The 14,659-nt window shown below is 70.9% G+C and carries 13 protein-coding genes; 2 read left to right on the plus strand and 11 right to left on the minus strand.

What is annotated here, in order from left to right; genetic code table 11:
* Positions 1-85: 85 nt before the first annotated feature.
* Positions 86-619: a VOC family protein gene (locus STRTUCAR8_RS05395; RefSeq protein ID WP_006374445.1), complete on the plus strand. Its 534-nt coding sequence runs from the start codon at positions 86-88 to the stop codon at positions 617-619.
* 35 nt (positions 620-654) lie between these two features.
* On the opposite strand, the gene STRTUCAR8_RS05400 is transcribed toward STRTUCAR8_RS05395, so the two are convergent.
* From STRTUCAR8_RS05400 to STRTUCAR8_RS05445, 11 genes are all read right to left on the minus strand, one after another.
* Positions 655-1,512, minus strand: coding sequence for an SUKH-4 family immunity protein (locus tag STRTUCAR8_RS05400; RefSeq protein WP_006374453.1), 858 nt, complete (start codon positions 1,510-1,512; stop codon positions 655-657).
* Between the two features lie 166 nt (positions 1,513-1,678).
* On the minus strand, positions 1,679-1,834 hold the full coding sequence (locus tag STRTUCAR8_RS53195; protein ID WP_006374442.1) for a hypothetical protein: 156 nt from the start codon (positions 1,832-1,834) through the stop codon (positions 1,679-1,681).
* A complete protein-coding gene (locus STRTUCAR8_RS05405) occupies positions 1,831-4,140 on the minus strand; it encodes a xanthine dehydrogenase family protein molybdopterin-binding subunit (RefSeq protein ID WP_006374452.1) in 2,310 nt (769 codons plus the stop codon). Before STRTUCAR8_RS05405 ends, STRTUCAR8_RS53195 begins: the two co-directional genes overlap by 4 nt.
* Complete coding sequence (locus STRTUCAR8_RS05410; RefSeq protein WP_006374449.1) at positions 4,137-5,852, minus strand: 2Fe-2S iron-sulfur cluster-binding protein; 1,716 nt, start codon at positions 5,850-5,852, stop codon at positions 4,137-4,139. Before STRTUCAR8_RS05410 ends, STRTUCAR8_RS05405 begins: the two co-directional genes overlap by 4 nt.
* The gene (locus STRTUCAR8_RS05415) at positions 5,849-6,742 is read right to left on the minus strand and encodes an FAD binding domain-containing protein (RefSeq protein WP_044471667.1); all 894 of its coding nucleotides are present in this window, start codon (positions 6,740-6,742) and stop codon (positions 5,849-5,851) included. Before STRTUCAR8_RS05415 ends, STRTUCAR8_RS05410 begins: the two co-directional genes overlap by 4 nt.
* A 290-nt stretch (positions 6,743-7,032) precedes the next feature.
* Positions 7,033-8,685 carry a beta-N-acetylhexosaminidase gene (locus tag STRTUCAR8_RS05420; protein WP_006374447.1) on the minus strand — a complete coding sequence of 551 codons (1,653 nt, stop codon included), beginning with the start codon at positions 8,683-8,685 and terminating at the stop codon, positions 7,033-7,035.
* Between the two features lies 1 nt (position 8,686).
* Positions 8,687-9,562, minus strand: a complete 876-nt coding sequence (locus STRTUCAR8_RS05425; protein WP_006374444.1) for a carbohydrate ABC transporter permease — start codon at positions 9,560-9,562, stop codon at positions 8,687-8,689.
* Positions 9,562-10,518, minus strand: coding sequence for a carbohydrate ABC transporter permease (locus tag STRTUCAR8_RS05430; RefSeq protein ID WP_078507120.1), 957 nt, complete (start codon positions 10,516-10,518; stop codon positions 9,562-9,564). The genes STRTUCAR8_RS05425 and STRTUCAR8_RS05430 overlap by 1 nt, the downstream gene beginning before the upstream one ends.
* Positions 10,519-10,523: 5 nt before the next feature.
* Entirely contained in the window at positions 10,524-11,840 is a 1,317-nt protein-coding gene (locus STRTUCAR8_RS05435; RefSeq protein WP_006374443.1) for an extracellular solute-binding protein, read from the minus strand.
* Positions 11,841-12,084: 244 nt separating this feature from the next.
* A complete protein-coding gene (locus STRTUCAR8_RS05440) occupies positions 12,085-12,381 on the minus strand; it encodes a DUF3039 domain-containing protein (protein WP_006374451.1) in 297 nt (98 codons plus the stop codon).
* Between the two features lie 29 nt (positions 12,382-12,410).
* Positions 12,411-12,986 (minus strand): YqgE/AlgH family protein, encoded by a 576-nt coding sequence (locus STRTUCAR8_RS05445; RefSeq protein ID WP_044471668.1) that lies wholly within the window; start codon positions 12,984-12,986, stop codon positions 12,411-12,413.
* A gap of 303 nt (positions 12,987-13,289) precedes the next feature.
* Between STRTUCAR8_RS05445 and murA the strand changes: the two genes are divergently transcribed.
* Complete coding sequence (murA, locus tag STRTUCAR8_RS05450; RefSeq protein ID WP_044471673.1) at positions 13,290-14,636, plus strand: UDP-N-acetylglucosamine 1-carboxyvinyltransferase; 1,347 nt, start codon at positions 13,290-13,292, stop codon at positions 14,634-14,636.
* Positions 14,637-14,659: the final 23 nt, after the last annotated feature.

The raw sequence follows: 14,659 nt of genomic DNA on the forward strand, positions 1-14,659 counted from the left end.
TCACGCATCTGGGACAGAACCAGACCTACATCACACCTAGCGTCGCGCCCGTGTTGAAACGGCACCACCCGACGAGAGGACCACGATGCCCGAACAGACCAGCGCCGCACCGGAGGGCTACACCACCGTCGCGCCCTGGGTCGTCACCGACGACACGGGGGCTTTTCTCGACTTCGTCACCCAGGCGTTCGACGGCGAGGAGCTGGGGCGGGTGCTGACGGAACACGGCTCCGTCGGACACGGTGAGATCCGGGTCGGCGACACCGTCGTCCTGGCCTTCGACCGGAGTGCGGACTGGCCCGTCATGCCGAGTCTGCTGCGCGTGTTCGTCGCCGACGCGGACAAGGCGTTCGCACAGGCCCTCGCTGCCGGCGGCCAGGTCGTCACCGCTGTGGCGACCCACGCGTTCGGCCAGCGCGGAGGCCGCGTCAAGGACCCGTTCGGGAACATCTGGTGGGTGGTCAGCCGTGTCGAGGACGTCTCCGAGGAGGAGATGTGGAAGCGGCTGCAGGACCCCGTGTACGCCGACGCCATGCGGGTGGCCCAGGAGACGTTCGACGCCGAACTCAGCGGTCGCCGGCACGGGCGCAGCAGTACACCCGTGAGGTCAACCGGCTGACGTGGGACGCGGGTTCGGTACCGCGAACGCCCGCCTCAGAGCACCCTGCCCGCCTCGCCGTCGAAGTCGATCGTCTTCGCGCGGCGCAGCAGCCACAGGGTGAAGGCGAGGGTCGAGACGTCGGTGTTGAGGCGGTGCAGGGTGGCCTCTGGCTCGTTCCACGTGAGGATCGCGCCCGTTCTGCCGTCCAGGACCAGGCTGTTGCTGTCGGACAGGTGACCCAGGCGGATCAAGTCGCCTGCGCCTTCGGGGAGTTCGGCCGCCGTGTCCTCGTCCGCGCAGTACTCCGCGAGGGTCGGCAGAGGTATGTCGGTGTCCGGGTCGAAGTGGGTGCCGTCCTCCGGGAGTCCCGTGCCGCTCAGGAAGCGGCGGGTCGGCTCGTGGGTGAGGGGGGCCGGGAAGTCGACGTCCTCGAAGCGGGCCACCTTGGTGTGGCCGAACTCCTGCTCAAGGAGCCGGGCGGGCAGGTCGAGGGCGAGGCCCGACTCCGCGCCGGAGGCGGCGATCCGGGCCAGCGGGCGGATCAGGGCGGCCATCTTCCAGTACGGCAGCACATCGCCGCCGGTGCCCTGGGCGAACACCATCAGCAGGTGCCGCGAGGTCTCCGCCAGCGTCCGCGGGCCGAACCCGTCGGCGGAGAAGGCCAGTTGGCCTCGTGCGGCTGCCATCTCCTCCGTCGCCGCCGCGAACCGCCGCAGCACTTCCAGGGAGGAGGCGGGCGCGGGCCGGTCCAGCGGGGCGGGGCGGTTGTGTGTCGGGTCCGCCACCGTCCGCAGGGCCCCGGTCCGTACGGCTCCGGCGCGCAGTGCACCGAACCTCACCTGGCCCTTGCCGGCCGGCAGGCCCACGCGCGTCAGCAGCTCGCCCCTGGTCAGAGTGATCGTCGTGCTCATGGTTTCCCCCGCGCATGGTTGCTCACGGTCCCCCGGACGCGACGTCGAAAACGTCCGCTGCCCGGCAGGCCCTCCCACTGCCCAGAACACTACGCGGCACCACTGACAACGGCCTCTGACCTGGGACGACGCCCTAAATCGGCGGGCGGGCCCGGCTATTGCGCCCTCAGCCGAAGTACACGCCACCCACGACGACCACGATCGCCGCCACCAGGAACAGGAGCACCCACGCCAGCACCTTGCCGGGCGTCGGCCCGGGTTCGTAGCGCGGCGGCTCCTCCGGGGCCGGCACGGGACTCGGGCTCGGGCTCGGATTCGTCATGTCGTTGTCACCACCGCTGCCTGCGGGCGGATCGGAAGGCGGTTCACCGGGCGGCCCGTCGCCGCGCGTACCGCCGACGCGATGGCCGCCGGGGACGTCACCACCGGCACCGCGCTCGCCGCCTTCGCGCCGAAGGGGGCGACCACGTCCCGTTCCTCGACCAGCTTGACGATGCGGATGTCAGGTGCGTCCAGCGCGGTCGGCAGGGCGTAGCCCGTGAGGTCGGGGTGGCGGATCAGCCCGCGCGCGGAGCGCAGGTTCTCCGTGAGGGCGATGCCGACGCCCTGGGTGACGCCGGCCTCGATACGGGCCGCCAGCTGCGCCGGATTGAGGACGCGGCCGACATCCTGGGCGAGCGCCAGTTCCACCACCCGTACCGAGCCCAGCTCGATGTCGACGTCGACCACCGCGCGGATCGCGCAGAAGGCGAGGCCCACGAAGGCGTCGCCCTGGCCCGCCTCGTCGAGGGGTTCCGTGGGGTGCGGGCGGCACTGTGCCGTGGCCCACAGTTCCTTGCCGTCCAGCGCCTCCGTCACCGTGGTCGACAGGACACCGTCGTACGAGGTGATCTTGCCGTCGGTGATCTGGAGCAGCTCCGTGGACATGCCGAACTTGTGCGCCAGGGGCTGGAGGAGCTGGGTGCGGACCATTTTCGCGGCCCGTTCCACCGCACCGCCGGACACCCAGGTGTGGCGGCCCCGGGCGCCGGGGCCCGCCGGGGGCTGGTCGGTGTCGACGGGGGCCACCTGGACCTCGTCGATGCCCAGCGTCTCCTGGACGATCTGGCGGGCCAGGGTGGTGAAGCCCTGGCCGGTCTCCACGGCGGCGCACAGGACCGTGGCGATGCCGTCGTGGACCTTGACAGTGGCCGTCGAGACCTCGTCCGCGCCCTCGGCGCCGAGCATGTGGACCATGCCCAGTCCGTAGCCGACGCCCCTGCGGACGGCGCTCGGCTCGCCCGCGCCCTCGGGGCCGCCCGGGAGCAGCCACTCGTCCTCGGGGGTGTCCTTGGGCAGCTGGGGCAGCGGGAAGTCCCGTACCGCCTGGAGGAGTTCGGCGACCGGGGCGGGGCAGGTGACGGACTGGCCGGTCGGGAGGACGTCTCCGGTGGCCATCGCGTTGCGCAGGCGCAGCTCGGCCGGGTCGGCGCCCAGTTTCTTCGCCAGCTTGTCCATCTGGGCCTCGTAGGCCGCGCAGACCTGCATGGCGCCCTCGCCGCGGACATGGCCCGAGGGGGGGTTGTTGGTGCGTACCGCCCAGCCCTCGATGAAGGCGTTGGGGACGACGTAGGGGCCGCAGGCGAAGGAGACCGCCGCCGCGAGGGCCTCCCCGGAGGTGTCCGCGTACGCGCCCGCGTCGAGCAGGATCTGTGCCTCGACCTTGACGAGCTTGCCGTCGGTGTCCGCGTGGTGGCGGTAGCGGAGGAGGGTGGGGTGTCTGTGGACGTGGCCCAGGAAGGACTCTTCGCGGGTCGCCGTCAGTTTCACCGGGCAGCCCGTTTTGAGCGCCAGCAGGCCCAGGGGGAGCTGGAAGCCCTGGTCCTCGCGGTCGGCGGTGGCGCCGGGGACTCCCGTGACGACCACTTTCACCCGCTCCGGTTCCAGGCCGTAGCAGGCGGCGGCCGCGTCGCGGTCCGCGTGCGGGTCCGTGGAGGCGAGGTACAGCTCCACACCGCCGTCGGGGCGCGGTACCGCGAGGCCCGCCTCGGCGCCGATGGGGGCCGGGTCCTGGCGGCCGATCCGGTAGAGGCCCTCCACGACGACCTCGCCGATCGCGTCGGGGTCGCCGTGCCGCAGGGGGATGTGCCGGATCAGGTTGCCGTCGGGGTGCAGCGGTTCGGCCTCGAAGGCCTGCTCGGGGTCGGTCACCGGGTCGAGTACTTCGTACTCGACGATGACGGCCGCCGCCGCCATGCGCGCGGTGTCCGGGTGGTCGGCCGCGACCGCGGCGATGGGCTCCCCGTGGTGGCGTACGACCTCTGAGGCGAACATCGGGCGGTCGGCTCTGCCGCGGCCGTGCAGTTCGACCCCCGGCACGTCCTCGTGCGTCACGACGGCCCGTACGCCGGGCATCTCACGCGCGTGGGTCGTGTCGATGGAGAGGATGCGCGCGTGGGGGTGCGGTGAGCGCAGTACGGCGGCCCACAGCAGGCCCTCGGCCCACAGGTCGGCCGCGTACGGGAAGGTGCCTTCCGTCTTGGCGCGCGCGTCGGCGGTCGGCAGCGACACGCCGAGGCCGTGCGGGAGGGCCTCCGCGTCGGGGGCGGCCTCCGCGGCGGTGGTCGCGGTGGCGGCTTCGTTGCTCACGTCTCGCCTCCGTCCTGGCCGTGAGCCTGGTCGTACGCGTGGGAGTCGTGGTTCCGGGCGGGCTCGAAGCCCGGGGCGTCGAACGCGGAGGGGTTGACCCCGCCTCCGCCCGGTCCGGCCTGGTGCGGGATGCGGGCCTCGCCGTCCTCACCGTCGGCGTCGGCGGCGTGCGCCTCGCGTTCGGCGACGACCTCGCGGACGGCCTCCAGGACGCCCCGGTAGCCGGAGCAGCGGCACAGGTTGCCGCACAGTGCCTGGCGCGTCTCCAGTTCGGTGGGGGCGGGGTTGCCCTCCAGGAGGTCGTGCACGGTCATCGCCATCCCGGGGATGCAGAAACCGCACTGCACTGCACCGCACTTGGCGAGCGCCCGCTGTACGTCCGAGGGCCGGCCCTCGGTGGCGAGGCCCTCCACGGTGCGTACCTCGCTGCCGGCGGCGGTGACCGCGGGCACCAGGCAGGAGGCGACGAGGCGTCCGTCCACCTGGACGTTGCAGGCGCCGCACTCGCCCTGGGAGCAGCCGTCCTTGGCGCCGGCGAGGCCGAGGCGCTCGCGCAGTACGTAGAGCAGCGACTCGCCGATCCAGGCGTCGGTGACGGGCCGGTCGGAGCCGTTGACGCGCAGGACGTAGGAGGCGAGGGGGTGTTCCTCGCCGGGGAGTCCGGGGGTCGCGTCGGCGGCGTCGGGCTCGGCGGCCGGCTCCTCGTCGGTCACCGTGGCACCGGATGCCTCGACGTCCGCGTCCGGCTCGCCCTCCACAGCCCCCTCAGCGGCCTCCGGCGAGCTTTCCGGCCCGGGAGCAGCCTCCAGCTCCACGGCGGCTTCTGCGGGGCCGTCAGGCCCTTCGGCGGGGTCGCGCGCGGGCTCGGCGGGGCCATGATCCTCGTCGACGTCCGCGTGACCGGCTTCGGTGCCGGCGTGACCGGATACGTCGACCGGGTGACCGATCCCGTCAGTCGTGTGACCGGAGCCGCCCGTCAGGCGCTCCGTTTCGTGCCCGGTTTCGGGCGCGTACGTCGTCCCCGCGCCCATCGTGCCGTCGGACCCCGGCTCAGGGTCGAGCCCGGCCGCCCAGGGCTGGCCCGCCCCTTCCGTGGCCCAGGGCGCGGGCGCGCCGCCGGGGAGCGTGGCGGGGGGCGTGCCGCCCCACTGCTCGACCAGCGCCGACGTACTGAACTCGCCCGATTCGTCCGGAAGGTCGCCCCCGGCGACGGGGATCCGCCATTCTCCGGTGACCTCGCGGCCCGCGACTCCGGGAGCCGCGCCGTCCGGCGCACCGGCTCCCTGGTCGAAGGCCCACTGACCGGTGGAGCTCTGGTCGTAGCTGAACCCGTCCTGCGGCGTGACCTCGTGGGGCACGGCGTTCGGGTCGGGCCACTGGGCGCCCCCGGGGGGCGCGGGCGGCATGCCCCACGCCCCGGGCGCGCCCGGGGAGCCGTCCTCGGATCCCGGCGCCGCAGCTATCTGCGGGGGTACGTAGCCGTGGCCGGGCGCGGCGAGCGGGCTGTCCACGGAGGCCAGGAACGCGTCGATGCCCCCTTCGGGGAGCTTCACGAAGGCGGTGGCACCGTCGTCGTAGTCACCCTGGGGCAGCGGGTCCCAGCGGCCCCCACCACGGGGAGCGCCTTCCGCGCGCTGATCCCCGGGCTGCTCCCCTTGTTGACTCCCGCGCCGGTCTCCGTACTGGTCGTCGCCGTACTGGTCGTCGGTCACGACAGTGCCCTCCCCAGTGCTCGTCGGGCCAGCGCGGCGACGGTGCGCCGCAGATGCAGGACCGCGGGCGGAAGCGGTGGTACGGAGCCGTCCTCGGCCGGAACCGGGTCGGGAATGCAGGCCGCCGCGACGTACTCGCCGAAGGCACCCAGTGCCTCCGGGACGATCGTGCGGTTGTTGTCCCAGTCGATGAGCCGGGCGACCCACTGCTCGGCGTCCAGCGGGCGCAGCGGCATCGGCGCTATGGCACCGACGGCGCACCTGACTCCGCGCCGGGCGGGGTCGAGGACGAGTGCGACGGACGCGAGGGCGCGGCCGGGGCCGGTGCGTCCGGTGGCCTTCAGGAAGACCTGGGGCGCGTGCAGCAGGGGCACGCGCACGAAGCCGATGAGCTCACCGGCGCGCAGCAGTTCCACGCCGGCCAGCAGGTGCGACACCGGGATCTCCCGGCGGGCGCCACCGGGGCCCGCGATGATCAGCGTCGCCTCCAGGGCGGCCAGCACGGGAAGCGCGTCTCCCGTAGGGGCGGCCGTCGCGATGTTGCCGCCGAGGGTGCCCGCGTTACGGATCTGCGGCGGCCCCGCGGCCCGCGCGGAGGCGGCCAGGGCCGGGATCAGGGCGGCGAAGTCGGGGCGGCCCATCCGCGCGTGGGTGAGTCCGGCGCCGAGCAGGGCGTGGCCGTCCTGGTACTGCCAGCCGCGGATCTCGCTGATCCGGCCGAGGCCGACGAGTGCGGCGGGCCTGAGCTGCCCGGAGTTGACGGTGGCCATGAGGTCGGTGCCGCCCGCCACGGGGACGGCCGTCGGCATGGCGGCGAGCGCCGCGACCGCCTCGTCCAGCGAGGCGGGCAGCGTCACGGCCTGCGCCGCCTGCGGTGCGTGCGTGGTCAAACCGGCTGCCCCTTCCCGCTGCCCCACCTGGTCCCACCTGTGTTGCCGTACGGTACGTGCTGACAGGGCGGACGTGGCAACTCTGGCACATTCTCGCGAGACCCGAACGCGGGGGTCCGCTAGGAGGCATTCACCCCTCTCGCCAGGGGGATGGTCCGTTTTCGCACGGCATCGCCGATCAGTTCCGATTGCCCTCTTCGATGCCTCTTGCGTGCGTTTCTCCTCACCGGGGACGGGTTTTCGAAGTCCCGGTGGCCCGCGTACGGCGACACACCGGTTCTCCGGCCACCTCACACGTTCGGGGGCGTTCCCTCGATCGGGCGTCCGAGAACGCCGGGCCGCTGTTGCCACGGACGCGGCCCGGTCGGCGGCCGGTAACCGACGCCGAGGGCGTCAAGTCGGCCGTAGTGGGCGGTCATCCGGCGTTCGAAGTCGGCGAAGTCCCGTGCCGCGGGCGCGGGCAGGGCGCTCCAGGCGACCTCGGCGAAGGCGGCCAGCCGAGGAAAGGCCTGGTAGTCCACGCGCCCCGCGTCCTCCATCACCTCGGTCCACAGGTTGGCCTGGGTGCCGAGGACGTGGAGCGCCTCCTTCGGGCCCAACTCCGGGGGAACCGGCTCGAAACGGAAGACATCCTCCAGCGTGCGGACGTACCCGATGGGGACGGGTTCGTCCGTGCCGTCGTGCTGACGGTGGTCCAAGTACACCTGCTGCTCGGGGCACATGACGACGTCGTGCCCCGCGCGCGCGGCGGTGATGCCGCCCGCGTATCCGCGCCAGGAGGAGACGGCGGCGCCCGGTGCGAGACCACCCTCCAGGATCTCGTCCCAGCCGATGAGCCGACGCCCGCGCGCGGTGAGCCACTTGTCGAAGTGTCCGACGAACCACGACTGCAGCCCGTCCTCGTCCACGAGCCCGAGTTCGTGGATCCGGGCCTGCGCGGTGGGCGACTGCCGCCACTGGTCCTTGGGGCACTCGTCACCCCCGATGTGCACGAACTCCCCCGGGAACAGGCCGAGTACTTCCTCGAAGACACCCTCGAAGAAACGCAGGGTGTTGTCAGTGGGGGCGAGTACGTTTTTGTTGATACCCCAGGTGTCCCAGACGGAGAGGGAGGTCGTGTCGATGACGTCGGTGTTGCCGAGTTCCGGATACGCGGCGATCGCGGCCTGCGAGTGCCCCGGTACGTCGATTTCGGGGACCACGCTGATATGCCGCTCGGCGGCGTAGGCGACGATCTCGCGGATGTCGTCCTGGGTGTAGAAGCCCCCGTGCGGCTTCTCCTCCCACAACGGTGAGGCCCGGTGGCCGAATTTGGTCCGGGCCCGCCAGGAACCGACCTCCGTCAGCCTCGGGTACCGCTTGATCTCGACGCGCCAGCCCTGGTCGTCCGTCAGGTGGAAGTGGAAGACGTTGAGTTTGTGCGCCGCCATCAGGTCCAGGTAGCGCAGGACGCCTTCCTTGGGCATGAAATGCCGGGCGACGTCGAGCATGAGTCCGCGCCAGCGGAAGCGGGGGCTGTCCTCGACGAAGGTGCCGGGCACGAGCCACTGCCGGCCGGGGGTGACAGGGGCACGTCGGAAGGCATCGGGGCCGAGCAGCTGACGGAGCGTCTGCGCACCCCAGAACACACCGGCGGGCCCGCCGCCGTGGATGGTGACGTCGTCCCCGTTGACGTACAGCTTGTAGCCCTCCGGGCCGAGATGGCCCGCGTCCTCAAGCTGGACCCGCAGCCGGACGGTCTCGCCGTCGTCCCCCGCGCCGGGTGGCAGCGCGAGCCCGGTCGCCGCCCCGAGGACGCCACGCAGCCAGCCGGCCGCCGCCTCGGTGCCGGGCCCGGCGTCGATCACCGTGTTCTCGTCGAACAGGAACCCGCCCGCGGCCCTGACGTCCCGCACGGCGACGGGCGCCGGAACAAGTTCGTTCACGTCGTTCACGTCAGTCACGTCAGTCCTTAACCGCTCCACCGAGCCCCGACACCAGTCGGCGCTGCACGAGTACGAAGAACACCAGCACCGGAATCGTCATCACCGTCGAGGCGGCCATCACGCCACCCCAGTCCGGGTCGTCGGGCTTGTAGAAGACCAGCAGGGCCATCGGCAGCGTCGACTGGGAGGTGTCACTGATGATGAACGACTTGGCGAACAGGAAGTCGTTCCAGGCCGAGATGAAGGAGAACACGCTGGTGGCCACCAACCCCGGGAAGACCAGCGGGAAAAGGATCTGCCACAGGAATCGCGACCGGCTCGCCCCGTCGATGTACGCGGCCTCCTCCAGCGCCTCCGGAACCGCCTTCACGAAACCCCGCAGCATCCAGATCGCGAAGGGCAGCGAGAAGGCGATGTGCGGCAGGATCAGGGCACCCAGCGTGTTCAGCTGTCCGAAGTCCCGCATGAGGAAGAACAGCGGGATCGTGAGCGCCTCCACGGGCACCATCTGGGCCACCAGGAACATGATCAGCAGGGTGGTCCGGAACCGGAACCGGAATCGGGTCACGGCGGTCGCCGCGAGAAAGGCGATCAGCGCCGAGACGACGACCACGGAGCAGGCGACCACCAGGCTGTTGAGAAAGTACCGGCCGAATTCCTGCTGCCCGAAGACCCGCCGGAAGGAGTCGAGGGAAGGGTCGAGTGTCCAGGGGCGCGGCTCGGTCGACTCGATCTCGCCGGCCGGTTTGAAGGCGCTGAGCACCATCCAGTAGAGGGGGAAGGCGACGAGGGCCGCGATCAGCAGCGCCGACACCTCGGCGGCCAGCCGCCACGGCCGCCGTACGAACCGCCGGCCACCTCTGCCTCGGCCGCCCTGGACAACGTTGCCGGACATCACAGCTCCTCCCCCTGCCTGCGCAGCAGCCGCAGGTACACGAGGGTCACGGCGAGCAGGATCAGCAGCATCACGATCCCGATCGCCGAGCCGAGGCTGTACCGGGAGGAGGCGAAGGCCTGTTGGTAGGCGTACACGTTGAGGGTGAGGTTCTGTCCGGCGATGCCGCCCCCGTTCGTCATCACGTAGATCTGGGTGAAGACCTTGAAGTCCCAGATGACCGACTGGATGGTGACGACCACCAGGATCGGGCGGAGCATCGGCGCCAGCACCGAGCGCCAGATGCGCAGTTGGGAGGCCCCGTCGAGAGCCGCCGCCTCCAGCACCTCGGCCGGAACGGCGCGGATACCGGCGTACACCGTGACCATGACGAACGGGAAGGAGCACCAGACCACTTCGAGCAGCACCAGGAAGAAGGCGCTGAGCCGGCCGTACGTCCATGAGTGGTCGCCGAGGCCCAGCACCCGGTTGACCGGGCCGAAGTCGGGGTCGAAGAGCAGCAGCCAGACCGTGGAGCCGGTGACCGCGGGCGTCGCCCACGCGCCGAGCGCCGCCAGCATCAACGCGAGGCGGGGCAGGGCGCGAACACGGGTGAGCAGCACGGCGAGCGCGCAGCCGACGGACAGGGTGGAGACGACACAGGCCGCCGCGAAGAGAACGGTCGCCAGCAACACCTGCCAGAACTGCCGGTCGGAGAAGATCTCCCGGTAGTTGGCGAACCCCTCGAAGGTGGTAGGCGCACCACCACTGACCTGAGCCTGGGTGTACTGAAAGAACGAGATCAACCCAAGCTGGTAGATGGGGTAGAGAAGCAGCCCACCGAGGACAACAAGAGCAGGCGCGAGATAAAGCCAAGGGGCACATCGCCCACCCAGGGTGCGCGAGGAACTGCGCGACAAGCCACTCACGACCCGCACCCGCCGACGCTCCCGCACCCCCGACTCATGAGGCGCCATCCGCGTCACCCGGCGGAGCCAAACGCATCGTCCATCTTCTGCGCCGCCGCGGCCGAAGCCGCCGCGACGTCCTTCTTGCCGCTGACGATCTCCTGGAACATCGTCGGCAGGACCAGCGAGGAGTCGATCTGGGACCAGGCGGGCGACGCCGGTACGAACTTGGTGCCCGCGGCGAGGGTCTTCACGAAGGGCGCGACGTACGGCTGCTTCTTGGCGACCGCGTCGCGCGTGTCGGCGAACGTCGGCAGGAAGCCCATGGCGTCGAAGAGTTCGGTCTGCGTCCGCTTCGAGGCGAGCTGTTCCATCAGGGCGACGGCGAGCGTGCGGTGCGAAGTGCTGTTCAGCACACCGAGGTTGTTGCCGCCCGCGAACGCCGGTGCCACGGAGCCGGCCGTGACGCCCGGCAGCGGTACGACCGCGTAGTCACCCTTGACCTTGCCCGCCTCGACGGCCGTGTGGTTGAAGTCGCCGCCGATCGCCATGCCGGCCTTGCCCGCGGCGAACGCGGTGATGGTGTCGTTGCCGCCCATGCCCGCGCACTTGGCGGCCGGGCAGTTGTCGTCACCGAAGAGGGAGGTGTAGGCCTTGATGCCCTTCTGGGCGGCGGCGCTGTCGATGGCGGAGGCGTACGAACCACCCCGGCCGGTGGCGAGTTCGCCGCCGTTGGCCCAGATGAAGGGCATCGCGCCGTAGGTGAAGGCGCCGCCGACCGCGAGTCCGTACAGGTCGGGCTTCGCCGCCCGGATCGCGTGGGCGGTGGTCGCCAGCTCGGCCATGGTCTTCGGGACTTCGAGGCCGAGTTCCTCGAAGATGTCGGTGCGGTAGTACAGGGCGCGGACGCCCACGAAGAAGGGGGTGCCGTAGACCTTGCCGTCGACGGTGACCGACTGACGGGCGGTCGGGTCGGTGTCCTTCGCCTCGCCCCAGGCCGCGAACTCCTTGCTGACGTCGAGGAGTCCGCCGTCGGCGACGTAACCGGCGGTGTCCGTGTTGCCGTACTCGATGACGTCGGGCGCGCTCTTCGGGTCGTTGAAGGCGGCCTTGATGCGCTGGGCGCGGGTCTCGACAGGGATGTACTCGACCTTGACGTCGGCGCCCTTGTGGGCCTTCTCGAAGGCGTCGACGGCCGAGGTGACGACCTTCTCCTTCGGGGCGTTGCCGACCTCCTGGAAGAGCCACACGCGCAGGGTGCCGGTCTGCTCGTCCTTGCCGGAGGAGGAGTTGTCCGACGTCTCGGGGGCACAGGCGGTCGCGGTGAGCCCGGCGAGGGTCAGGGCGGCCACGGAGGCGGCCAGTCGGGCAGATCGGACAGAGAGGTTCATCTGACGTTTCCTCCGGTGAAAGCGTTGCAACATGCGCAATGGATGTTTCGCTCTGCACAACACCACGGAGGCTATGGACTGCGGGGACATGGCCACAAGAGGTCTTGACCACCTCTCCACCACTCTGTGACCGGCCGACGCATTCCGTGCAACGACAGACAGCACAAAGGTCCCCAGGGCACGCCAAAACGCACCCTGAGGACCTCCTCGGGCCTCGGCCTACCGAACAGCCGCCGGTACGGCCCTACTTCTTGCCGTCGCCCTTGCCCTCGTCGCCGCCGGATCCCATGGACTCGTAGATCTCCTTGCACATGGGACACACCGGGTACTTCTTCGGGTCGCGGCCCGGCACCCACACCTTGCCGCACAGCGCCACGACGGGAGTCCCGTCGACCGCGCTGGCCATGATCTTGTCCTTCTGGACGTAGTGGGCGAAGCGCTCGTGGTCGCCGTCGCCGTGCGAGGTCTGCGGCGCGGGCTCGACGAGGGTCCCCGTACCAGTCCCGCGCTGGGGCTGGGTCTCAGGCTCAAGAGTGCTCATAAACGCAAGGGTACTGAAGGTCACACCCGTCAGTTGAGCGAAGGGTCGTCCGCGTAGGTGGCGACCATCGCCAGTTCGCTGCGCTGGCGTCTGAGAACCTCGCGCCACAGGCGTTCCGGCGCCGGGCAGGAGACGTCTCCGGGCTCGGACTCGACGACGTACCAGGCGCCGTCCGCCAGCTCGTCCTCCAGTTGCCCCGGGCCCCAGCCCGAGTACCCGGCGAAGATACGCAGCGACCCGAGGGCCTTCGCGAGCAGCTCCGGCGGCGCTTCCAGGTCGACGACGCCGATCGCGCCGTGCACGCGCCGCCAGCCCAGAGGGGTGCGCTCGCCGGATCCGCCGCCGCCGGGGATGACCGCGACACCGAGCGCCGAGTCGAGGGAGACCGGGCCGCCCTGGAAGACGACCCCCGGTTCACCCGCGAGTTCGGCCCAGCCCTCCAGGATGTCGCCGACCTCGACCGGCGTCGGGCGGTTGAGGACTACGCCGACGGAACCCTTCTCGTCGTGGTCGAGAAGGAGCACCACCGCGCGGTCGAAGTTCGGGTCCGCCAGGGCGGGCGTTGCCACGAGCAGTCGCCCTGTGAGCGAGGACACCTCGGTCATGCCAGACATGATCTCGCATCTTCCCTCTGTGCGGGGAGCCAATCGGGGTACCGGGGGCAAGGCAGGTCAGGGGGTACGGAAGCGGGACGGGGCGCGCGCCCGCACCGGTGACCGCATGTGCCCGGCGGCGAACGGTTCGTGTTGTGGCAAACCTATGACACGGCTGAGCGACGCTTGGGCTTACGGAAGGGGGGTGTACGGCGATTACCCTTGCTCTTCGGCTCCGGCGCGTGCCTGTACGACCGCGTCCTGCACGACGGGCCCGCCAACACCCCCCGCCCAACTCACCGGAACGCGAGATACATGACGGTCAACGGCACAGACGACGTACTGATTGTCCACGGCGGCACCCCGCTGGAGGGCGAGATCCGTGTCCGCGGTGCGAAGAACCTCGTACCGAAGGCCATGGTCGCCGCCCTGCTGGGCAGCGGGCCGAGTCGACTGCGCAACGTCCCCGACATCCGTGACGTCCGGGTCGTCCGCGGGCTGCTGCAGCTGCACGGGGTGACGGTCCGTCCGGGCGAGGAGCCCGGCGAGCTGATCATGGACCCGTCGCACGTGGAGAGCGCCAACGTCGCCGACATCGACGCGCACGCGGGTTCGAGCCGGATCCCGATCCTGCTCTGCGGCCCCCTTCTGCACCGCCTCGGACACGCGTTCATCCCGGGTCTCGGCGGCTGCGACATCGGCGGCCGGCCGATCGACTTCCACTTCGAGGTGCTGCGGAAGTTCGGCGCGACGATCGAGAAGCGCGCGGACGGGCAGTACCTGGAGGCTCCGCAGCGGCTGCGGGGTACGAAGATCCAGCTGCCGTACCCGTCCGTGGGCGCGACCGAGCAGGTGCTGCTGACGGCCGTGCTGGCGGAGGGCGTCACCGAGCTGTCCAACGCGGCCGTGGAGCCCGAGATCGAGGACCTCATCTGCGTACTGCAGAAGATGGGCGCGATCATCGCCATGGACACCGACCGGACGATCCGCGTCACCGGCGTGGACTCGCTCGGCGGTTACACCCATGCGGCCCTCCCGGACCGCCTGGAGGCCGCGTCGTGGGCGTCGGCGGCGCTGGCGACCGAGGGCAACATCTATGTCCGCGGCGCCCAGCAGCGGTCGATGATGACGTTCCTGAACACCTACCGGAAGGTGGGCGGTGCCTTCGAGATCGACGACGAGGGCATCCGCTTCTGGCACCCCGGCGGCCAGTTGAAGTCGATCGCCCTGGAGACGGACGTACACCCCGGTTTCCAGACGGACTGGCAGCAGCCGCTGGTCGTGGCGTTGACGCAGGCGACCGGACTGTCCATCGTCCACGAGACGGTGTACGAGTCGCGCCTCGGCTTCACCTCCGCGCTCAACCAGATGGGTGCGCACATCCAGCTCTACCGCGAGTGCCTCGGCGGCTCCCACTGCCGCTTCGGCCAGCGCAACTTCCTCCACTCGGCTGTCGTGTCGGGCCCCACGCGCCTCCAGGGCGCCGATCTGGTCATCCCGGACCTCCGGGGCGGCTTCTCGTACCTCATCGCCGCCCTGGCCGCCCAGGGGACGTCCAGGGTGCACGGCATCGACCTGATCAACCGGGGCTACGAGAACTTCATGGAGAAGCTCGTCGAGCTGGGCGCGAAGGTGGAACTGCCGGGCAAGGCGCTCGGCTAGTCGCAGTCGTACGAACGCCGATG

This window comes from Streptomyces turgidiscabies Car8 (assembly GCF_000331005.1).
GTDB lineage: Bacteria > Actinomycetota > Actinomycetes > Streptomycetales > Streptomycetaceae > Streptomyces > Streptomyces turgidiscabies.

Excerpts from the sequence above, each read along its gene's own strand:
- STRTUCAR8_RS05395 (WP_006374445.1), top strand. The coding sequence starts at position 86 with ATGCCCGAACAGACCAGCGCCGCACCGGAGGGCTACACCACCGTCGCG.
- STRTUCAR8_RS05400 (WP_006374453.1), bottom strand. The coding sequence starts at position 1,512 with ATGAGCACGACGATCACTCTGACCAGGGGCGAGCTGCTGACGCGCGTG.
- STRTUCAR8_RS53195 (WP_006374442.1), bottom strand. The coding sequence starts at position 1,834 with ATGACGAATCCGAGCCCGAGCCCGAGTCCCGTGCCGGCCCCGGAGGAG.
- STRTUCAR8_RS05425 (WP_006374444.1), bottom strand. The coding sequence starts at position 9,562 with ATGTCCGGCAACGTTGTCCAGGGCGGCCGAGGCAGAGGTGGCCGGCGG.
- STRTUCAR8_RS05430 (WP_078507120.1), bottom strand. The coding sequence starts at position 10,518 with ATGGCGCCTCATGAGTCGGGGGTGCGGGAGCGTCGGCGGGTGCGGGTC.
- STRTUCAR8_RS05435 (WP_006374443.1), bottom strand. The coding sequence starts at position 11,840 with ATGAACCTCTCTGTCCGATCTGCCCGACTGGCCGCCTCCGTGGCCGCC.
- STRTUCAR8_RS05440 (WP_006374451.1), bottom strand. The coding sequence starts at position 12,381 with ATGAGCACTCTTGAGCCTGAGACCCAGCCCCAGCGCGGGACTGGTACG.
- STRTUCAR8_RS05445 (WP_044471668.1), bottom strand. The coding sequence starts at position 12,986 with ATGACCGAGGTGTCCTCGCTCACAGGGCGACTGCTCGTGGCAACGCCC.
- murA (WP_044471673.1), top strand. The coding sequence starts at position 13,290 with ATGACGGTCAACGGCACAGACGACGTACTGATTGTCCACGGCGGCACC.